The 19,734-nt window shown below is 73.1% G+C and carries 20 protein-coding genes; 17 read left to right on the top strand and 3 right to left on the bottom strand.

What is annotated here, in order from left to right; all coding sequences use genetic code 11:
* The first annotated feature begins 20 nt into the window (after positions 1 to 20).
* The 12 genes from ACIP9H_RS02210 to ACIP9H_RS02155 all read left to right on the top strand — a co-directional run bounded on the left by ACIP9H_RS02210 (position 21) and on the right by ACIP9H_RS02155 (position 12,333).
* Positions 21 to 899, top strand: coding sequence for a deoxyribose-phosphate aldolase (locus ACIP9H_RS02210; RefSeq protein ID WP_401956956.1), 879 nt, complete (start codon positions 21 to 23; stop codon positions 897 to 899).
* A 37-nt stretch (positions 900 to 936) separates the two neighbouring features.
* A complete protein-coding gene (iolB, locus tag ACIP9H_RS02205) occupies positions 937 to 1,842 on the top strand; it encodes a 5-deoxy-glucuronate isomerase (protein WP_401956954.1) in 906 nt (301 codons plus the stop codon).
* On the top strand, positions 1,839 to 3,710 hold the full coding sequence (gene iolD, locus ACIP9H_RS02200; protein ID WP_401956951.1) for a 3D-(3,5/4)-trihydroxycyclohexane-1,2-dione acylhydrolase (decyclizing): 1,872 nt from the start codon (positions 1,839 to 1,841) through the stop codon (positions 3,708 to 3,710). Before iolB ends, iolD begins: the two co-directional genes overlap by 4 nt.
* Before the next feature lie 158 nt (positions 3,711 to 3,868).
* Positions 3,869 to 4,624, top strand: a complete 756-nt coding sequence (locus ACIP9H_RS02195) for a GntR family transcriptional regulator (RefSeq protein WP_401593585.1) — start codon at positions 3,869 to 3,871, stop codon at positions 4,622 to 4,624.
* Positions 4,625 to 4,707: 83 nt separating this feature from the next.
* Positions 4,708 to 5,718, top strand: coding sequence for a sugar ABC transporter substrate-binding protein (locus ACIP9H_RS02190; protein WP_401956949.1), 1,011 nt, complete (start codon positions 4,708 to 4,710; stop codon positions 5,716 to 5,718).
* Positions 5,715 to 6,737, top strand: a complete 1,023-nt coding sequence (locus tag ACIP9H_RS02185) for an ABC transporter permease (RefSeq protein WP_401593590.1) — start codon at positions 5,715 to 5,717, stop codon at positions 6,735 to 6,737. Before ACIP9H_RS02190 ends, ACIP9H_RS02185 begins: the two co-directional genes overlap by 4 nt.
* The gene (locus tag ACIP9H_RS02180; RefSeq protein ID WP_401956941.1) at positions 6,734 to 7,513 is read left to right on the top strand and encodes an ATP-binding cassette domain-containing protein; all 780 of its coding nucleotides are present in this window, start codon (positions 6,734 to 6,736) and stop codon (positions 7,511 to 7,513) included. The genes ACIP9H_RS02185 and ACIP9H_RS02180 overlap by 4 nt, the downstream gene beginning before the upstream one ends.
* Positions 7,514 to 7,718: 205 nt before the next feature.
* Positions 7,719 to 8,855 carry an ROK family glucokinase gene (locus ACIP9H_RS02175; RefSeq protein ID WP_360908943.1) on the top strand — a complete coding sequence of 379 codons (1,137 nt, stop codon included), beginning with the start codon at positions 7,719 to 7,721 and terminating at the stop codon, positions 8,853 to 8,855.
* Positions 8,852 to 9,382, top strand: a complete 531-nt coding sequence (locus ACIP9H_RS02170) for a hypothetical protein (RefSeq protein WP_401593597.1) — start codon at positions 8,852 to 8,854, stop codon at positions 9,380 to 9,382. The genes ACIP9H_RS02175 and ACIP9H_RS02170 overlap by 4 nt, the downstream gene beginning before the upstream one ends.
* Positions 9,383 to 9,459: 77 nt before the next feature.
* Positions 9,460 to 10,743 carry an alpha/beta fold hydrolase gene (locus ACIP9H_RS02165; protein WP_401956937.1) on the top strand — a complete coding sequence of 428 codons (1,284 nt, stop codon included), beginning with the start codon at positions 9,460 to 9,462 and terminating at the stop codon, positions 10,741 to 10,743.
* A gap of 104 nt (positions 10,744 to 10,847) precedes the next feature.
* Positions 10,848 to 11,495 carry an MBL fold metallo-hydrolase gene (locus ACIP9H_RS02160; RefSeq protein WP_401593603.1) on the top strand — a complete coding sequence of 216 codons (648 nt, stop codon included), beginning with the start codon at positions 10,848 to 10,850 and terminating at the stop codon, positions 11,493 to 11,495.
* Between the two features lie 58 nt (positions 11,496 to 11,553).
* The gene (locus ACIP9H_RS02155; RefSeq protein WP_401593606.1) at positions 11,554 to 12,333 is read left to right on the top strand and encodes an exodeoxyribonuclease III; all 780 of its coding nucleotides are present in this window, start codon (positions 11,554 to 11,556) and stop codon (positions 12,331 to 12,333) included.
* On the opposite strand, the gene ACIP9H_RS02150 is transcribed toward ACIP9H_RS02155, so the two are convergent.
* Positions 12,258 to 13,103: a hypothetical protein gene (locus tag ACIP9H_RS02150; RefSeq protein WP_401593608.1), complete on the bottom strand. Its 846-nt coding sequence runs from the start codon at positions 13,101 to 13,103 to the stop codon at positions 12,258 to 12,260. The two genes, ACIP9H_RS02155 and ACIP9H_RS02150, sit on opposite strands and share 76 nt — an antisense overlap.
* A 324-nt stretch (positions 13,104 to 13,427) precedes the next feature.
* Here ACIP9H_RS02150 and ACIP9H_RS02145 point away from each other — a divergent pair, with 324 nt between their 5' ends.
* A complete protein-coding gene (locus ACIP9H_RS02145) occupies positions 13,428 to 13,868 on the top strand; it encodes a DUF6278 family protein (RefSeq protein ID WP_401593611.1) in 441 nt (146 codons plus the stop codon).
* Positions 13,869 to 13,886: 18 nt separating this feature from the next.
* On the opposite strand, the gene ACIP9H_RS02140 is transcribed toward ACIP9H_RS02145, so the two are convergent.
* On the bottom strand, positions 13,887 to 14,744 hold the full coding sequence (locus tag ACIP9H_RS02140) for an XRE family transcriptional regulator (RefSeq protein WP_401593614.1): 858 nt from the start codon (positions 14,742 to 14,744) through the stop codon (positions 13,887 to 13,889).
* Between the two features lie 138 nt (positions 14,745 to 14,882).
* Here ACIP9H_RS02140 and ACIP9H_RS02135 point away from each other — a divergent pair, with 138 nt between their 5' ends.
* The 3 genes from ACIP9H_RS02135 to ACIP9H_RS02125 all read left to right on the top strand — a co-directional run bounded on the left by ACIP9H_RS02135 (position 14,883) and on the right by ACIP9H_RS02125 (position 16,797).
* Positions 14,883 to 15,404, top strand: coding sequence for an ATP-binding protein (locus tag ACIP9H_RS02135; RefSeq protein ID WP_401956932.1), 522 nt, complete (start codon positions 14,883 to 14,885; stop codon positions 15,402 to 15,404).
* A gap of 29 nt (positions 15,405 to 15,433) precedes the next feature.
* Entirely contained in the window at positions 15,434 to 15,718 is a 285-nt protein-coding gene (locus ACIP9H_RS02130; protein WP_401593619.1) for a TfoX/Sxy family DNA transformation protein, read from the top strand.
* Positions 15,719 to 15,882: 164 nt separating this feature from the next.
* Positions 15,883 to 16,797: an SGNH/GDSL hydrolase family protein gene (locus ACIP9H_RS02125; protein WP_401956929.1), complete on the top strand. Its 915-nt coding sequence runs from the start codon at positions 15,883 to 15,885 to the stop codon at positions 16,795 to 16,797.
* A 38-nt stretch (positions 16,798 to 16,835) separates the two neighbouring features.
* Here the strand turns inward: ACIP9H_RS02125 and ACIP9H_RS02120 are convergent, their stop codons facing one another.
* Entirely contained in the window at positions 16,836 to 17,603 is a 768-nt protein-coding gene (locus tag ACIP9H_RS02120; protein WP_401593623.1) for a hypothetical protein, read from the bottom strand.
* A gap of 88 nt (positions 17,604 to 17,691) precedes the next feature.
* Between ACIP9H_RS02120 and ggt the strand changes: the two genes are divergently transcribed.
* Complete coding sequence (gene ggt, locus ACIP9H_RS02115) at positions 17,692 to 19,503, top strand: gamma-glutamyltransferase (protein ID WP_401956926.1); 1,812 nt, start codon at positions 17,692 to 17,694, stop codon at positions 19,501 to 19,503.
* Positions 19,504 to 19,734 lie beyond the last annotated feature (231 nt).

Here is a 19,734-nt window from a genome sequence, read left to right as displayed (position 1 = left end):
GCCCCGAAAGCGAGCTCCCCTTGAGCATCAGCATCTCCGACCTGGTGAAGGTGCGGACCCGGCACCCCGAGGCGATCGCCGAGGCGGCCGCCCGCCGTGTCCGCCGCCCCCTGATAGGGGACAGCGGCCGGCTGATGATCGTCGCCGCGGACCACCCGGCCCGGGGCGCCCTGGCCGTCGGCGACCACGAGTTCGCCATGGCCAACCGCATGGACCTGCTGGAGCGCCTGTGCACCGCGCTCTCCCGCCCGGGCGTGGACGGCGTCCTCGGCACCGCCGACGTCCTGGAGGACCTGCTGCTGCTCGGCGCGCTGGAGGGCAAGGTCGTCATGGGCTCCATGAACCGCGGCGGCCTGGCCGGCGCCTCCTTCGAACTCGACGACCGCTTCACCGGCCACCGCGCCCAGGACATCGCCCGGCTCGGCTTCGACGCCGGCAAGCTCCTGCTGCGCATCGCCTACGAGGACAGCGGATCGCTGGCCACCATGGTCTCCACCGCCCGCGCCATCGACGACATGGCGGAGCGCGGACTGCCGGTCTTCGTCGAGCCGTTCATGTCCCGCCGCACCGACGGCCGGGTGCGCAACGACCTGAGCGCCGGGGCCGTCACCAAGTCCATAGCCATAGCGTCCGGACTCGGCGGCACCTCCGCCTACACCTGGCTCAAGGTGCCGGTCACGGAGAACGTGGACGACATGGCGGCCGTCATGGAGACCTCCACCCTCCCCGCCGTCCTGCTCGGCGGCGAGGTGGGCAAGGAACAGGACGTGCTGTACGAGAAGTGGCGCAAGGCGCTGCGGCTGCCCACCGTCCAGGGACTGGTGGTGGGCCGGTCGCTGCTCTACCCGGCGCAGGGCAGTGTGGAGACGGCCGTCGACACCGCCGTGGGCCTGCTGTGAGGACCGGACGAACCGTGAGAGAGGCGAGCCGCACGAGATGACCGGCACCGAGAACCACCTGGCCGCGGGCAAGGCCGCCGCCGGCCCGTACACCGTCGCCGTCCACCCGGAACAGGCCGGCTGGACCCACTCCTCGCTGCGGGTCCTGGAACTGCCGCCGGGCGGACGGCACGAGTTCGCCACCGGCGACAGCGAGTGGATCGTGCTCCCCCTGTCCGGTTCGTGCACCGTCGACACGGACGGCGAGAGCTTCCGGCTCGCGGGCCGCGAGAGCGTCTTCGCCGGGGTCACCGACTTCGCGTACGCCCCGCGCGACGCGCGGGTGGTCGTGGTGAGCGAGGCGGGCGGCCGGTTCGCGCTGACCGGCGCGCGCTGCGAACGCCGCCTGCCCGCCCGCTACGGTCCCGCTTCGGCCGTGCCCGTCGAACTGCGCGGCAGCGGCAACTGCAGCCGCCAGGTCAACAACTTCGGTGCCGCGGGGGTGTTCGAGTGCGACCGGCTGATCGCGGTCGAGGTGCTGACCCCGGGCGGCAACTGGTCCTCCTTCCCGCCGCACAAGCACGACGAGGACCGCGAGGGCGAGTCGCGGCTGGAGGAGATCTACTACTTCGAGATCGCGGCCGCGCACGGCCGGGAGGGCATCGGCTACCAGCGGGTCTCGCCCTCCGGCAACGGCCGCAACACCGATGTGCTGGCCGAGGTCCGCGACGGCGACGTCGTGCTCATCCCCGACGGCTGGCACGGCCCCTCCATGGCCGTCCCGGGCCACGACATGTACTACCTCAACGTCATGGCGGGCCCGGGCGCCGAGCGCGCCTGGCTGATCTGCGACCATCCCGACCACGCCTGGATCCGCGCCACCTGGCCGGAGCAGCCGGTCGACCCGAGACTGCCCCTGTACACGGCCCCCGCCGAAGACCGAGCCTCCGAGAGGTCCCGATGACCCAGTCCGTCCGCCGTCTCACGGTCGCCCAGGCCCTGGTGCGCTTCCTGTCCGCGCAGTACACCGAGCGTGACGGGGCCCGCCACCGGCTGATCGCCGGCACCTGGGGCATCTTCGGTCACGGCAATGTCGCCGGCATCGGCCAGGCGCTGCTGGAGCACCAGGACGTGATGCCGTACCACCAGGGCCGCAACGAGCAGTCCATGGTGCACGCCGCCGTCGGCTACGCCCGGCAGCTCAATCGGCTCTCCGCGCAGGCCGTCACGACCTCCATCGGTCCCGGCGCCACCAACCTCGTCACCGGCGCCGCGCTGGCCACGATCAACCGGCTTCCGGTGCTGCTGCTGCCCGGCGACTCCTTCGCCAACCGCATCCCCGACCCGGTGCTCCAGCAGCTCGAACACCCCTGGTCCGGCGATGTGTCCGTGAACGACGCGCTGCGCCCGGTCTCCCGCTGGTTCGACCGGGTCACCCGGCCCGAGGCGCTGATCCCGGCCGCCCTCCAAGCCGCGCGCGTGCTCGCCGACCCCGCCGAGACCGGTGCCGTCACCCTCGCCCTGCCGCAGGACGTGCAGGCGGAAGCGTGGGACTGGCCCGAGGAGTTCTTCGCCGAGCGGGTCTGGCACGTCCGCCGGCCGGCACCCGAGGCCGCCGAACTCGCCGCCGCCGCACAGGCCGTGCGCGGGGCGCGGCGCCCGCTGGTCGTCGCGGGCGGCGGCGTCCACCACAGCGAGGCCGAGGCGGCGCTGAAGGCGCTCGCCGAGGCCACCGGCATCCCCGTGGCGTCCACCCAGGCGGGCAAGGGCTCGCTGCGCCACGACCACCCCGCGGACCTCGGCGCGATCGGCCACACGGGCACCGCCGTCGCCGACGACATCGCCCGTACCGCGGACCTGGTCATCGGTGTCGGCACCCGCTGGACCGACTTCACCACCGCCTCCTCCACCCTCTTCGCGGCGCCCGGGGTGCGCTTCCTCAACCTCAACATCACCGGCTTCGACGCCCACAAGCTGGGCGCCCGTACGGTCGTCGGCGACGCCCGCGCCTGCCTGGAGGCCCTCACCGGCGCACTGGCCGGCCACCGTGTGGACGCGGAGTACGAGGACGAGTACCGCGCGGGCAAGGAGCGTTGGGAGCGCGTCGTGGACGCCGCCTACGCCGCGCCCGACGACTCCGCCCGGCCCACCCAGACGCAACTGCTCGGCGCCCTGGACTCCGTCGTCGGCGACGAGGACGTCGTCATCAACGCCGCCGGCTCCCTGCCCGGCGACCTCCACAAGCTCTGGCGCGCGCGCTCCCCGCGCCAGTACCACCTGGAGTACGGCTACTCCTGCATGGGTTACGAGATCCCGGCCGGCATCGGCGTCCGCATGGCCGCCCCGGACCGGCCGGTCTGGTCGCTGGTCGGCGACGGCACGTACCTGATGATGCCGACGGAGATCGTCACCGCCGTGCAGGAGGGCGTCAACCTCAACCTGGTCCTCATCCAGAACCACGGCTACGCCTCCATCGGCGGGCTGTCCTCCGAGGTGGGCGGTGAGCGCTTCGGCACCGCCTACCGCTACCGCGCCGCCGACGGCACGTTCACCGGCGACCCGCTCCCGGTCGACCTGGCCGCCAACGCCGCGAGCCTCGGCATGGACGTCCTGCGCGCCGGAACGGTGCGCGAGCTGCGCGAGGCCCTGGCCGCCGCCCGCGCCTCGGACCGGCCGACGTGCGTGTACGTCGAGACCGACCCGGCGCCGACCGCCCCTGCCGCGCAGGCTTGGTGGGACGTCCCGGTCGCCGAGACCGCGACCCGCGAGTCCGCGGTCGAGGCGCGCAAGAACTACGAGCGCCACCTCGCCGATCGCCGGCGCCACCTGTGACGGCCGCCCCCCCGCGCGCCGGCCACGGCAGACCCACCGCACACCCACCGGCCCCTGACCACCAGGCCACGGGCCCTTCGAGAAGGCGCGGACTCGCATGTTCGGACAATGTGATGTCAGAGTTTCCTGAGGCCGAGAGCGGCGGATACGCTCCCCCTGTGTCCAAAGCAGAGTCCGCGCCGCTCGAGTTCGAGGTGGACCGCTCGAGCCCGGTGCCGCTGTACTACCAGCTCGCCCAGCAGCTGGAGGGCGCCATCGAGCACGGCCGGCTCGCCCCGGGCAGTCTGCTCGGCAACGAGATCGAACTCGCCGGACGCCTCGGCCTGTCGCGGCCGACCGTCCGCCAGGCCATCCAGTCCCTCGTCGACAAGGGGCTGCTGGTGCGCCGCCGCGGCGTGGGCACCCAGGTCGTGCACAGCCAGGTCAAGCGCCCGCTGGAGCTGAGCAGCCTCTTCGACGACCTCCAGGCCGCCGGCCAGAGCCCCGCCACCCGGGTGCTGCGCAACGAGGCCGTGCCGGCCTCCGCCGAGGTCGCCGCCGCGCTCGGTGTCGCCGAGGGCGGCGAGGTCCGCGTCCTGCACCGGCTGCGCCTCACTCACGGCGAGCCGATGGCGCACATGTGCAACTACCTGCCGCCCGGGCTCATCGACCTGGACACCGCCCGGCTGGAGTCGACCGGCCTCTACCGGATGATGCGCGCCGCGGGCATCACCCTGCACAGCGCCCGCCAGTCCGTCGGCGCCCGCTCCGCCACCGAGGAGGAGGGCGAACTGCTCGGGGAGGAACCGGGTGCGGCGCTGCTGACCATGAGCCGCACGACGTACGACGACACCGGGCGCGCCGTCGAGTACGGCACGCACATCTACCGCGCCTCCCGCTACGCCTTCGAGTTCCAGCTGCTCGTCCGCGCCTGAGGGATCCGTCACGCCTGGGGCAGAGCATCGCTCCGCGTGACGGATACTGGGTCCTTTCCAGGATTCGGCAGGGAAGGCACCAGGTGGAGAGGGTGAACACCGGGAGGCGCGTGCTCGGCGCGCTACTGACCGTGGCCATCGGGGCGACGGTCGCGGGCTGCAGCAGCACCGGCGGCCTGCGCGCGGAGCGGCGCGCCAAGGAGGCCCGGGCCAACGGCTCGGCCGTCGACACCCCGCGGTGGAAGATCGCCATGGTCACCCATGCGGGGGCGGGCGACACCTTCTGGGACATCGTCCAGAAGGGCGCCAAGCAGGCCGCCGCCAAGGACAACATCACGTTCCTGTACTCCAGCAGCGACCAGGGCAAGGACCAGGCGCAGCTCGTCCAGACGGCCATCGACCAGCACGTCGACGGCCTGGTCGTCACGCTCGCCAAGCCGGAGGCCATGAAGGACGTCGTCCTGAAGGCGGAGAAGGCCGGCATCCCGGTCATCACCATCAACTCCGGCTCCGCGGAGTCCGAGGAGTACGGCGCCCTCGCCCACATCGGCCAGGACGAGACCATCGCCGGCGAGGCCGTCGGCGACGAGCTCACCACCCGCGGCAAGAAGCACGTCCTGTGCGTCCTGCACGAGCAGGGCAACGTCGGCCACGAGCAGCGCTGCGCGGGCGTGAAGAGCACCTTCAAGGGCACCACGGAGAACCTGTACGTCAACGGCACCAACATGCCCGACGTCCAGTCCGCCCTCCAGGCCAAGCTCCAGTCCGACCCCTCGGTGGACGCCGTCGTCACCCTGGGAGCGCCCTTCGCCGCCACTGCCGCCAAAGCCAAGGAGCAGGCCGGCAGCAAGGCGGAGGTCGACACCTTCGACCTCAACGCCCAGGTCGCCGCCTCCCTGAAGGCCGGCACCATCGGCTTCGCCGTCGACCAGCAGCCCTACCTGCAGGGCTACGAGGCGATCGACCTGCTGTGGCTCAACCGCTACAACGCCGACGTCCTCGGCGGCGGCAAGCCGGTCCTCACCGGGCCGCAGATCGTCACCAAGGACGACGCGGCGGCACTGGAGGACTACGCGAAGCGGGGCACCAGGTGAGCGCGGAGACCCTTCTGCCGCCGCGCGGGCTGACCCAGCGCCTGCTGGGCCGCCCCGAACTGGGCGCGGTGGTCGGCGCCGCGGCCGTCTTCGTCTTCTTCGCGGTCTGCGCCGACTCCTTTGTGCGGCCGGAGAGCATCGGCACCATCCTGTACGCGGCGTCCACCATCGGGATCATGGCCGTACCGGTCGCGCTGCTGATGATCGGCGGCGAGTTCGACCTGTCGGCGGGCGTCCTGGTCACCAGCTCGGCACTGGTGTCGTCGATGTTCAGCTACCAGATGACGGCCAACGCCTGGGTGGGCGTCGGCGTCTCCCTGCTGACCACCGTCGCCATCGGCTTCCTCAACGGCTACCTGCTCGTGCGCACGAAGCTGCCCAGCTTCATCGTCACGCTCGGCACCTTCCTGATGCTCACGGGCGCGAACCTCGGCCTGACCAAGCTCATCGACGGCACGGTCAGCACCAAGTCCATCGCCGACATGGAGGGCTTCTCCTCCGCCCGCGCCCTGTTCGCCTCGCACCTGACGATCGGCGATGTGGACCTCCAGGTGACCATCGCCTGGTGGGTGGCCCTGGTTGCGGTCGCCACCTGGGTGCTGCTGCGCACCCGCGCCGGCAACTGGATCTTCGCCTCGGGGGGCAACCCCGATGCGGCCCGCGCGGTCGGCGTCCCCGTCGCCCGCACCAAGATCGGGCTGTACATGGCCGTCGCCCTGTGCGCGTGGATCTCCGGGCAGCACCTGCTGTTCTCCTTCGACGTGGTGCAGTCGGGGGAGGGCGTCGGCAACGAGTTCCTGTACATCATCGCCGCGGTCATCGGCGGCTGCCTGATGACGGGCGGCCACGGCTCGGCCATCGGGTCGGCGGTGGGGGCGTTCATCTTCGGCATGACGAGCAAGGGCATCGTGTACGCGCAGTGGAACCCGGACTGGTTCAAGTTCTTCCTCGGCGCGATGCTGCTCCTGGCGACGCTGCTCAACGCGTGGGTGCGCAAGCGGGCGGAGGCGGCCAAGTGACCCCCCTGGTGAAGCTGACCGGCGTCGGCAAGTCGTACGGCAGCGTCCGCGCGCTGGAGGACGTCTCGCTGGAGGTCCACGCGGGGGAGATCACCTGCGTCCTCGGTGACAACGGCGCGGGCAAGTCCACCCTCATCAAGATCATCGCAGGGCTGCACCAGCACGACACCGGCACCTACGAGATCGAGGGCGAGGCGGTCCGCCACACCTCGCCGCGCGAAGCCCTGGACCGCGGCATCGCCACGGTCTACCAGGACCTCGCCGTCGTGCCGCTCATGCCGGTCTGGCGCAACTTCTTCCTCGGCTCGGAGCCGCGCGTCGGCCGCGGCCCCTTCAAGCGGCTCGACGTCGCCACCATGCGCGCCACCACCCGCGCGGAACTGCTGCGCATGGGCATCGACCTGCCCGACGTCGACCGGCCCATCGGCACGCTCTCCGGCGGTCAGCGCCAGTCCGTCGCCATCGCTCGGGCCGTCCACTTCGGCGCGAAGGTGCTGATCCTGGACGAGCCCACGGCGGCGCTCGGGGTCAAGCAGTCAGGCGTCGTGCTCAAGTACGTCGCCGCGGCCCGGGACGCGGGGCTCGGCGTGGTGCTCATCACGCACAATCCGCACCACGCCCACCTCGTCGGCGACCGGTTCGTCCTCCTGCGCCGCGGCACGGTGTCCGGCGCGTACACCAAGGACGGCATCTCCCTGGACGACCTCACCCGCGAGATGGCGGGGGGCAGCGACCTCGAAGCCCTGGCCCACGAGCTGCGCCGCCCCGCCGGCTGACGCACCTGTCCGCCCCCTGGCGCGCTGCGGGCGCACCGGCGGGGCAGAAGCACGGTGCGGGGGTCGCGCAGCGTGAGGGGCGGCCCCCCGAAGGGCCGCGCGCCCCCCACTTAGAATCACTGTGGACCCACCCCCGACCGCCGGAGAGACGAGCCTTGCGAGCGACCGAGCAGCAGCCCCGGACCGGAACCACGGCGGTGAACCGATGAGCACGTACCGTGAGCGCGCGTACCGCAGCGGTTCCGCGCGATCCTCCAGCAGCTCCACCCTTCTGAGCACCGTGGGACGGCGCGAGCGGCGTTCGCACCTCACCGCTCCGCGCGTGCCGACCGTCGGCATCGACATCGGCGGCACCAAGGTGATGGCCGGCGTCGTCGACGCGGACGGCAACATCCTGGAGAAGCTGCGCACCGAGACCCCGGACAAGAGCAAGAGCCCGAAGGTCGTCGAGGACACCATCACCGAGCTCGTCCTGGACCTGTCGGAGCGCCACGATGTGCACGCCGTCGGCATCGGCGCGGCCGGCTGGGTCGACGCCGACCGCTCCCGGGTGCTCTTCGCCCCGCACCTGGCCTGGCGGGACGAGCCGCTCAAGGACCGCCTCACCGAGCGCCTGCGCGTCCCGGTCATGGTGGACAACGACGCCAATACCGCCGCCTGGGCCGAATGGCGCTTCGGCGCGGGCCGCGGCGACAGCGACCTGGTCATGATCACGCTCGGCACCGGCATCGGCGGCGCGATCCTGGAGGACGGCCACGTCAAGCGCGGCCGCTACGGGGTGGCGGGCGAGTTCGGCCACATGCAGGTGGTGCCGGGCGGGCACCGCTGCGCCTGCGGCAACCGCGGCTGCTGGGAGCAGTACAGCTCGGGCAACGCCCTGGTGCGCGAGGCCCGCGAACTGGCGGCGGCGGACTCGCCGGTCGCGCACGGGATCATCGACCGGGTCGGCGGCCAGGTACGGGAGATCACCGGTCCACTCATCACGGAGCTCGCCCGTGAGGGTGACGCGATGTGCGTCGAGCTCTTCCAGGAGATCGGCCAGTGGCTGGGTGTCGGCATCGCCAATCTCGCCGCTGCCCTGGACCCTTCCTGCTTCGTCATCGGCGGCGGCGTCAGCGCGGCCGACGATCTGCTCATCGCCCCCGCCCGCGACGCGTTCCGGCGGCACCTGACCGGGCGTGGCTACCGCCCCGAAGCGCGTATCGTCAAGGCGCAACTCGGCCCCGAGGCCGGGATGGTCGGCGCCGCGGACCTGGCACGGCTGGTGGCCCGTCGCTTCCGGCGGGCCAATCGCCGCCGGGTCGAGCGGTACGAGCGCTACGCGAAGGTTGTCGGCAAGTGAGTAGTCCCCCTCAGAGGAAGCCGTCCCGCTGGGTGCAGTGGACGGTCGTCCCGCTGCTGGTCCTCGTGCCCGTCTTCTACGTGATCATCTCCGCGGAGCAGAGCCGCGACGGAGGCGAGCAGAAGCAGAAGCTGGCCGCGGCCACCACCCTCACCTACACGTGGCCCACCAAGGTGCAGCGCCGCATCTACGAGATGCCGATCCCTCCGCGATCGCGCCCCGTGGCGTTCCTGGAGACCAACGACTGGGCGGCCAGCTCGCTCTATGTGCAGTTCACCACCAGCCAGGGCGGCCTCGACACGTTCCTCGCCCAGGTGGGGAGCAGCCGCGCCGCGCTCAAGGACGGCGAGGTCACGGTGAGCCGCAAGCAGGCGAGCACCGTGCGCTGGGCCTTCGGCTCCGGGCAGCACTGGGCCGGTGTGCGGGTCCAGCAGCACGGCGACAAGCCCGACCACGACATCACGGTCGACCTGACGAGCCCGGACACGCCCGTCGTCTACGTCGTCTCCACCATGGACTTCGCCTGACGCGTGGGCCGTGGCCGGAAAAGGCCGGGCGGGGGGCGGTGGCACCGCTCGGCCGTTCGCTCGATAGCGTGACAATTGTGAGCGACGAGCAGACCCCGCAGACCCTCCAGTACCGCTTCGACGGCCCCGAGGACGCCCCGGTCCTTGTCCTCGGCCCCTCACTCGGCACCACTTGGCACATGTGGGACCGGCAGGTGCCCGAGCTGACGCGCCAGTGGCGCGTCCTGCGGTACGACCTGCCGGGACACGGCGGCGCCCCCGCCCAGCCGTCGGTGTCGACCGCCGAACTCGCCGACCGGCTGCTGCGCACCCTGGACCAGGCCGGGATCGAGCGCTTCGGCTACGCCGGCTGCTCCTTCGGCGGCGCCGTCGGCACCCAGCTCGCGCTGCGCGCCCCGCACCGTGTGGCCTCCCTGGCGCTGATCTCCTCGGCCGCCCGCTACGGCACCCCCGACGCCTGGCGGCAGCGCGGCGTGATCGTCCGCGCCAACGGGCTGGACCAGATCGCCCAGAGCGCCCCGGAGCGCTGGTTCGCCGACACGTTCCGCGGCGCGCAGACGGCCATCGTCGACTGGGCCGTGCAGATGGTGCGCAGTACCGACCCCGAGTGCTACGTCGCCGCCTGCGAGGCGCTCGCCTCCCATGACGTCCGTGCCGACCTGGACCGGATCGCCGTCCCTGCGCTCGTGCTGAACGGCGCCGAGGACCCCGTCACGCCCCCCGCGGACGCCCGGGCGCTCGTGGCCGGGATAACCGACGCGCGGCTCGCGGTCGTCCCCGGCGCCTCGCACCTGGTGCCGGTCGAGCAGCCCGGCGCGGTCACCGAGCTGCTGGTCCGCCACTTCGAGTCCGCCTGGGCCGAGCCGGCGGCCGGCTACACCATGGCCCCGGCCCCCGCCACGCCGACCGGGCCTGTCGCACCCGTGGCCCAGGCGCCGGCCCCGGCCGCCCCCGTCTCCGGCGGTGCACCGCAGGGCGCCGCGGGCGCCTACGGCGACGGCGACCGCATCCGCCGCGAGGTGCTGGGCGACGCCCACGTCGACCGGGCCGCCGAGCAGGCCGACGGCTTCGGCGTCGACTTCGAGGACTTCGTCACCCGCTACGCCTGGGGCGAGGTCTGGAACCGCCCCGGACTCGACCGCCGCACCCGCAGCGTGGTCAGCCTGACCGCGCTGGTCGCCGGCGGCCACCTCGACGACCTCGCCAGCCACATCCGGGCGGCGCTGCGCAACGGTCTGAGCCCCGCGGAGATCGAGGAAGTGCTGCTGCAGACCGCCGTGCACTGCGGCGTCCCGGCCGCGGGCGCCGCCTTCACGGTGGCGCGACAGGTGATCCGGGAGGAGACTCGCCCGGGGGAGTGAGACCGCGCGCGGCGCCCCGAACCCCATCACCTCCCGCACCAGGACGGGGCGCCCGGCCTCGGCCATGATGGCCATGCAAAGGATCACCGCCGCGGAGGAGAGTCATGAAACTGACGAAGAAGGGCCACGCCTGCGTCCGGCTGGAGAAGGACGGGCGGGCGCTCGTCATCGACCCCGGCGGCTTCACCGAGCCGGGGGCCGCGGCCGGGGCGGAGGCGGTCCTCGTCACCCACGAGCACGCCGACCACTTCAGCGAGGAGCAACTGCGCGCCGCACTGGAGGCCGATCCGGGATGCGAGATCTGGACGCTCAAGAGCGTCGCCGACCAGGTCTCCGCCGCATTCCCCGGCCGGGTGCACACCGTCGGCGAGGGTGACACCTTCAGCGCCGCGGGCTTCGACATCGAGGTGCACGGGCAGCTCCACGCGGTGATCCACCCGGACATCCCGCGGATCACCAACGTCGGCTTCCTGCTGGACGGCACCGTCTTCCACCCCGGTGACGCGCTCACCGTCCCGAGCCGTTCCGTCGAGACCGTGCTGCTGCCGGTGCACGCCCCGTGGAACAAGGTCTCCGAGGTGATCGACTACCTGCGCGAGCTCAAGCCGGCCCGGGCCCTCGACGTGCACGACGCCCTGCTGAGCGACCTGGGCAGCACCCTCTACGACCGCCTGCTCGGCCCCGGCGGCCCGGGTGTGGCCGGTGCCGAGCACGGCCGGCTGGCTCCCGGGGACAGCGTCGAGCTGGGCTGACGCCCGGCGCGGCGGCGGGCGGGACCGGTTGTCGGAGGCGGACGGTAGATTCGGTGCCATGCGCATCGCCACCTGGAACGTCAACTCCATCACCGCCCGCCTGCCGCGGCTGCTCGCCTGGCTGGAGCAGAACAGCCCGGACGTGCTGTGCGTCCAGGAGACCAAGTGCGCCGAGGCCCAGTTCCCCTTCGACGAGCTGCGCGCCCTCGGCTACGAGACCGCCGTCAACGCCACCGGCCGGTGGAACGGGGTGGCGCTGCTCTCCCGTGTCGGCCTGGCGGACGTCGTCGTCGGCCTGCCCGGCGGTCCGCTGTACGAGGACGCCGAGGAGCCCCGCGCGGTCTCGGCCACCTGCGGCGCGGTCCGCGTCTGGTCGGTCTACGTGCCCAACGGCCGCGAGGTCGGCCACGAGCACTACGCCTACAAGCTGCGCTGGTTCGAGGCGCTGCGCAGCGCCGTCGCCGAGGACGCGGCGGGCGAGCGCCCCTTCGCCGTCCTCGGGGACTACAACGTGGCGCCCACCGACGAGGACGTCTGGGACCCCGCGGTCTTCGAGGGGATGACGCACGTCACCCCGGCCGAGCGGGAGGCGCTGGCGAGCCTGCGCGAGGCGGGCCTGAGCGACGTGGTGCCCCGCCCGCTCAAGTACGACCGCCCCTACACCTACTGGGACTACCGCCAGTTGGCCTTCCCCAAGAACCGCGGCATGCGCATCGACCTGGTCTACGCGAACCAGCCCTTCACCAAGGCCGTCAGCGACGCCTACGTCGACCGCGAGGAGCGCAAGGGCAAGGGCGCCTCCGACCACGCCCCCGTGGTCGTCGACCTCGACGTCTGAGGGCTGCGGGGCATCCCCACCGCGAAGCGGCCGCCGTGGCGGCGCTGGAACTCCACCCAGCCGCCGGGCAGCCCCGGCGGGCACGGCAGGTGCAGGGTGACCGGGGCGGCCACCTCGCGCAGGTCCACCACCGGCGCCTCGTCCGGCAGTCCCGCCAGGACGGCGGCCAGTTCCGGGTCGGCACCCTGCCGGGCCTCGCCGGCCGGGGTGCCGCGCAGGTCGGGCCGGTAGGAGACGACGTGGGAGGCCTCGGCCAGCCGTTCCAGCACGCCGGCGTCGTCCGAGGGGCCGCGGCCGTCCGTGCCCTGCGCGCCCGTGCGCTCCAGGGCGGCCAGTCCCGCGCGCGCGAGCGCGGTCACCCAGGAGACCAGGGACGGCGCGACATAGGCCCAGGTCTCCTGGAACACCCCGGTCGCGGCGAACACGCGCCCCCAGGCACCGGTGACCGCGTCCACGTCGACGAAGAGCGTGTCCTGGCCCGCCTCGTGCAGCAGATGCGCCGAGCCCGGCGGCCCCACCGCCCAGCCGCCCGCGGTCAGTCCCTGTTCCGGCGCGAAGCGGTACTCCTCCCGCCCGCCGATCCTGACGGCCCGGACCCGGCCCACCAGGCGGCGTGCCTCCGGCGGCAGCGGCACGCCCCAGCCGTCGATCTCGCGCTCGCCGGCACCGGGGGTGAGCCGCACCGCTCCCGGCGCGCGTTCCGCCAGTTCCTCGAGCAGGCGCCAGGCGCGGTCGGCCGTCCGCAGTGCGGCCTCCCGTTCATCGGACATCCCGTGCCCTTTCTCGCACCGGGTTTTTCACGCTACGTATTGTGCGGCAACGGAACGTGTGCGGTGTGCTGTTGCCGTCCTCCGGCGGCCCCCGACGGATCCCGCCCGCACCGCGGTCGTGGAAGCGGGACGCGGCCCCTCCGGGCCGGGCGCGGTGCCGCGGGAATCACCCGACCGGAGTCGGATGCGGGCCATCCGGCGGATCGCTCCCCGGGGGGTGACACGCGTTCGAGGAGCGCTCGACACAGACTGTGCACGAGACTTTGATGAAGGCGTACTCCATCACCGCCCGGGTTTTCGCGCAGACGGCATACGCTGACCTGCATGGAGATCTCGTTCCTCGACAAGTGGCGCAAAAGGTACGGCGAGGTCGTGGGCACGGCCCTGACGGGGCCCGTCGTGGACGATCCCGAGGGCGTGGGTGAACTGCTGGCCGAATGCGAGCTGCTGCGGGCCCGTGCCGAGTCCGAGGGGGTCGTGCTCGACGACACCCCCAGGTCGCTGGAGAGCGTCGACCAGTTGCAGCCGCGCTGGCGCGACGATCCCGACGAGCTCACCTGGCTCGGCAACGACGCCGGGCTCTACCTCGGTACGGTCATCGTGCGCACGGTGCCGGGTGCCGCCTGGCAGATCTGGCCCAACGGCAGGCCCGTGGTGCTGCTCGCGTCCGGACGCGAACTGGATGTCGTCGAGGCGGGCCACGAGTGGGCCGAGGGCGGCACCCCGGAGCTGTCGCAGGTGTACGCGGAGGCCTCGGAGCCGTAGGCCCGCCGGTCCGGGACGTCAGATGACGCGTTCCGCCTCGCCGAGCATGGCCTCGAAGAAGCGCTCGAAGCCGTGGAGGACCGAGCCCGGCGGGGTGGCGGAGAGCCGGTAGACCATCGAGCCGCGCGCGTCGCCGGGCCGTCCGATGACGGAGACGAAGGTGAGGCCGTCGAGCCGGACCAGCCGCCACACGGGCGTGGTCCGGTACCGGTAGACCTCCAGGCGAATCGTTCCTTCTTCGGCGAGCGCGGCCAGCATGTCCTCCGCGAACCGCAGGCTCGACACGAAGAACCGAGCGGTCTCGCCGACCTCCTCCGCGATCCGCGCCACCGCCGGGCTCTCCGGGTGGAGCAGCAGCAGCCGCAGTCGCGGGACACCGGTACGGTCGCGGCTCGTCAGGGGGCCGCGCAGCAGTGAGTCGCCGAGCGCGACCAGCCCCAGGGCCCGGACACCCACCACGTCCACCGACTCCGCGCCCCCGGCCGCCTCGCGGATCTCGGCCGCCGCCTCGGACTTGGTCAGGGCCACGGCCGCGACCCGCGGATGGTCCGTCAGATCCCGTGTGCCGTAACCGGCGAAGCGCCGCGGGGCGAGCCCCAGGAGCATCCGTGCCTGGTCCGGCATCCGCAGCCCCTGCGCGATCCGCTCGAAGACGTCGAGCCGCACGACCGAACGGCGCCCGCGCACGATCTCGTTGACACGGCCCTGCAGCAGCCCGGTCGCGGCGGCGATCCGCGACTGGCTGGCACCCCCGTACTGCTGGGCGAAACGGAGGATCGCCCCGGCGTCACGGGCGCGCAGCGCCTCTTGGATCTCGTCGCGCTCCCACGCCCAGGAGGGTATCCCGACCCCGTCGCCGGAACCCGGTTCCGACATCCGCGCCTCCCGTCCACGCCGCGGCGGAACCGGCGTTACCAGCGGGTATGTCGTGGTGAGAATAGCGCGGGGGTATCGCGTGCACAGAGGCTTCACGGGAATGCTCGGCGCCAGCCACGAGACCTGTGAGGTGGACACATGCGGGAGAACCCGGCCCCGAGACCGCCCGTCCTGAGCCTCGCCGCCGCCCGCGGCCCGGACGCGCCGGCCGCCGCTTCCCCGGACCGCGTGAACACCCGGGAACGGCGCGCCGCACCGCCCGGCGCGCCGCGGGCCTGGGCGCCCCTCGGCGAGGTCTTCGTCCCGTGCGACGAGCTCGCGGCGGCCCATGCCCGGCGCCTGCTCTCGGCGGCCCTCGACACCTGGGGGCTCGGCCATCTGCTGGAGACCGGCGAGGCCGTCCTGGCGGAACTGGTCGGGAACGCCGTGCGGCACGCCGGGGGCCGCCACGTGGGCATCACGTTGTGGCGGAGGCTCTCCCTGGTCCACCTGTCGGTGCGCGACGGCTCGCGTGCGCTGCCGTGCCTGAGGCTCACCGGGCCGCCTCCCACCTGCCCGGAGGACGGCAGCGGACTGCAGGCGGTCTCCTCCCTCAGCTTCCGCTGGGGCACCGAGCTTCTCCCGGCCGGCAAGCGTGTCTGGGCCGAGATCGCCGTCTGACGGGGCGTCGGGAGGTGCATGATGAGGGCATGGACTCCCTGCAGCAGATGCCCAACATCGGAGCTGTACTGGCGGAGCGCCTCCGCCGTGTCGGCGTGACGGACGCCGACGAGCTCCGGCGCCTCGGGGCGGGACGTGCCTTCGCGATGATCCGCGGGGACCTTCCCGAGGACGCCCGCAGCCACACCCTGTTCGCCCTGGAGGGCGCGATCCGCGGCACCCGCTGGACCGCCATCCCCAAGCCCGAGCGGGACGCGCTCGCCGGAAAGGTCCTGGGGGAGGGGCACGCCGACGCCGCCGCGGGGAGCCAGTAGCGCCCAGTACGACGCCGCCCCCGGTGTGCGGCGGACCGGCCGCGGACCGCGCGCGGGGCGCCGCACGAGGCGGACGGCGCTCGGTGCACTTCCCGCACAGTCATTGACTTTCGCCTCGTCCCGCGTCGAGTCTGAACCGTCAGCGTTGACAGGGGGAGGGCCCGATGGCTGTCGGACGTGCGTCGATCCTGGGTGTCGCGGCGGCCGCCGTCGCACTCGTCCTCACGGCCGGGAGCGCGGTGCCGGCCGCCGCGCACGGGGGTGCCGGACACGGTGGCGGTCACGGGACGGGGCACGGGCACGGCCACCGCGCCGCCTATGTCGCGCTCGGCGACTCCTACACCTCCGGGCCGCTGATCCCCACTCAGGTGGATATCAACTGTGCCCGTTCCAATCGCAATTACCCCTCACTGGTGGCCGCACGGCTGCGTGGCGCGGACCTCACCGACGTGAGCTGCGGCGGTGCGACCACCGCCGAGATGTGGAAGGCGCAGGGCACCAATCCGCCGCAGCTGGACGCCCTGTCCCGCCGGACGTCCCTGGTGACGCTTCAGATCGGCGGCAACGACGTCGGTTTCGGGAGCATCATCCGGACCTGCGCCGGGGCCGCGCTCAGTGATCCCACCGGCAATCCCTGTCAGCGGTTCTACTCCTCCGGCGGCAGCGACCAGTTGCGCGCGGCGATCGACGCCACCGCGCCGAAGATCGACGCGGTGCTGGGCGCCGTCCACCGCCGCGCCCCGCACGCCCGTGTCGTGGTGGTCGGCTATCCGGCCCTGCTCCCCGACAGCGGTGTCGGCTGCCGGCCGGCGGTGCCCTTCGCGGACGGGGACTTCGCCTACCTGCGCGACACCGAGAAGCGTCTGAACGCGATGCTCGCCCGCCGCGCGAAGGCCGCCCACGCGACCTACGTGGACACCTACACCCCGACGGTCGGGCACGACATGTGCACCGCCCCCGGTGTGCGCTGGATCGAGCCGCTCACCCCCGCCGCACCGGCCGCCCCCGCCCACCCCAACGCGCTCGGCGAGCAGGCGATGGCGGCCGCGGTCCTGGCCCGTCTGCACGTCCACCGGTGAGGCGGTCCGCTCCCGCGGCCGGGCCGTCCGTCACATGATCATTCCGTGGCGGCGGCGGCCGCCGCGGGCGCGGCCTCCGGGCGGGCGACGGGCGTGGTGGCGGCCCTGGTGACGTCCGAGACGATCTCCACGACGTCCGGTCCGTACGCCTGCGAGTTGACGACCTTCAGCAGCAGGCAGAACGTCCCGTTGACGCCGTACTTGCGGGTGAGCCGGCCGTAGTGGCGCGCCAGGTAGCGCACCGCCGCCTGGTTGGTGACCGCGCGCTGGCCCGAGGCCAGGAAGACCGGGCGGCTGTTGCCGGTGTTCTCGTCGGCGGCGAGCCGGGCCAGCAGGACGTACTCGGTGGTGCCCTTGTCCATGCGGTAGGTCTCGCCGCCCACCGTCAGCGCGCCCTGGTCGGGGCCGTTCTTCTCCTTGGCGACCTCCACACCGGGCAGCATCGACCGCAGGTGGGCCGCCATGCGGTGATTGGAGACCGGGCCGCCGATGCAGAACTCGGTGCGTGCGCCGAAGCCCTGCCAGGCGGTGTCGTGCGGCAGGATCTCGGCGTTGGCGCGGCACTCCTTGATGAGCGCGGAGAGCTCGATGAGCGCGAAGACGTCGTGACGCGCCACGCTCCACTCGCGCGCGCCCGGGTCGCGGTTGACCACCAGCAGGCACTCGGAACCGGCGGGCAGGCCGAAGAAGCGCTGCTTGCGGCGGAGCCTGCGGCGCCACACATAAGTGCGCACGAACCATCCCAGTGCGGCGCTCAGGCCGCTCGCGGCCAGACCCAGCACGATATTGCGCACGTCGTCGCTCATGGCCCGGGATGGTAGTTGAGGTGTTCCTGACGAGGAACCCGGGGTCGGGTTACGCTGCCTGAACGGTCGCCCTAGTGGAGGTCCACGTATGCGTCGTCACGCCGCACGGATCCTGTCGCTGCTCACCGTCACCGCCACCGCGGCCCTGTCGGTCGCGGCGGCCCCGCCCGGCGGCCCGGCGGCTCATCACGGACCACCGGACAAGGCGCCGCTCGCCGTCGGCTACGGCGGCGCCGTCTCCAGCGTCGACGCCGACGCCTCGGCCGCCGGCATCGAGGTCCTGCGCCGCGGCGGCAACGCCGTGGACGCCGCGGTCGCCACCGCGGCCGCGCTGGGCGTCACGGAGCCGTACTCCTCCGGCATCGGGGGCGGCGGCTACTTCGTCTACTACAGCCCCAGGGACCACGAGGTCCACACGATCGACGGCCGGGAGACCGCGCCCCGCAGTGCCACCGACCGGCTCTTCGTCGAGAACGGGCAGCCGCTGCCCTTCGACGCCGCCGTCACCAGCGGCCTCAGCGTCGGCGTCCCCGGCACGTCCGCCACTTGGGACACCGCGCTCGACGCCTGGGGCACCCGGAGCCTCGGCGAGATGCTCGAACCCGCGGAGCGGCTCGCGCGCACCGGCTTCACCGTCGACGCCACCTTCCGCAGCCAGACCGAGGGCAACCTCGCCCGCTTCAAGGACTTCCCCGCCACCGCCGCTCTCTTCCTGCCCGGCGGACAGCTGCCCGCCGTCGGCTCCACCCTCAAGAACCCGGATCTCGCGCGTACCTACGAGGAGTTGGGCCGCAAGGGCGTCGCGGCCCTCTACGACGGCGAGATCGGCACCGACATCGTCAACACCGTCCGCAAGCCCCCCGTCGACCCCGCGGCCACCCGCGTCGTACGGCCCGGGGACCTCACGGCGCGCGACCTGGCGGCGTACCGGGCGAAGGTGCAGAAGCCGACCCGGGTCTCGTACCGCGGACGGGACGTGTACGGGATCGCGCCGTCCTCGTCCGGCGGCACGACGGTCGGCGAGGCGCTCAACATCCTCGAGCGCACCGGAAGCCTGTCGCGGCTGTCGGACGCCCAGTACCTGCACCGCTTCCTGGAGGCGAGCCGCATCTCGTTCGCCGACCGGGGGCGCTGGGTCGGTGACCCCGCCTTCGAGAAGGTCCCCACCGCCGGGCTGCTGTCGCAGCGGTTCGCCGACTCGCGCGCCTGCCTGATCAAGGACGACGCGACGCTGACCAGCCCGCTCGCACCCGCCGACCCCGCGCACCCTGCGGCCTGCGGCGCGGGCGGCACGGCCGCCCCCACCACCTACGAGGGCGAGAACACCACGCACCTGACGGTCGCCGACAAGTGGGGCGGCGTCGTGGCGTACACGCTCACCATCGAGCAGACCGGCGGCAGCGGCATCACCGTGCCCGGCCGCGGCTTCCTGCTCAACAACGAGCTGACCGACTTCTCGTTCGTGCCGGCGAACCCCGCCGTCCACGACCCCAATCTGCCCGGTCCCGGCAAGCGGCCGCGCTCCTCCATCTCGCCGACGATCGTGCTGAAGGACGGCAAGGTCGACTTCGCGCTCGGCTCACCGGGCGGTGCCACGATCATCACCACCGTCCTGCAGGTGCTGACCGAGCACGTCGACCGCGGCCTGCCGCTCGTCGACGCCATCGCCGCCCCGCGCGCGAGTCAGCGCAACACCGCCACCACGCAGGCGGAGGCGGCGTTCCTGGCCGGTCCCGCGGCGGCGCAGCTGAAGGCGCTCGGCCAGAACCTGGTGGAGGGCGCCGAGATCGGCGCGGCCACCGGTGTCCAGCGGCTGCCGGACGGCCGCTGGCTGGCCGCGGCCGAGCCGGTGCGCCGCGGCGGCGGCTCCGCGATGGTGGTCCGGAGCGACGGCCGCTGAGCGGGCGGCGACGGCACGTGCCGCGGCTCCCGCCGTGAGAGCGCGGCGGGGCCGCGCCGCACCGGTCGCGGCCCCGCCGGAGCGGGCCGGCCCCGCCGCTGAGGGGGTGGACCGGCCTCGGTCCCGCGCCGCGACGCGGCGGCCGCACTGCGCCGAGCGGGTCTGTCCGGTCGCGAAATCCGATCGGCTTCGTTGAGTAAAGGCGCCGGTATTGCCACAGTGGGCAGTGGG

The sequence above is a fragment of the Streptomyces sp. NPDC088732 genome (assembly GCF_044751205.1).
In the GTDB taxonomy this organism is placed as follows: Bacteria; Actinomycetota; Actinomycetes; order Streptomycetales; family Streptomycetaceae; genus Actinacidiphila.
The sequence above is the reverse complement of the archived record's forward strand: the minus strand, read 5'-3'. Positions and strand labels throughout refer to the sequence as shown.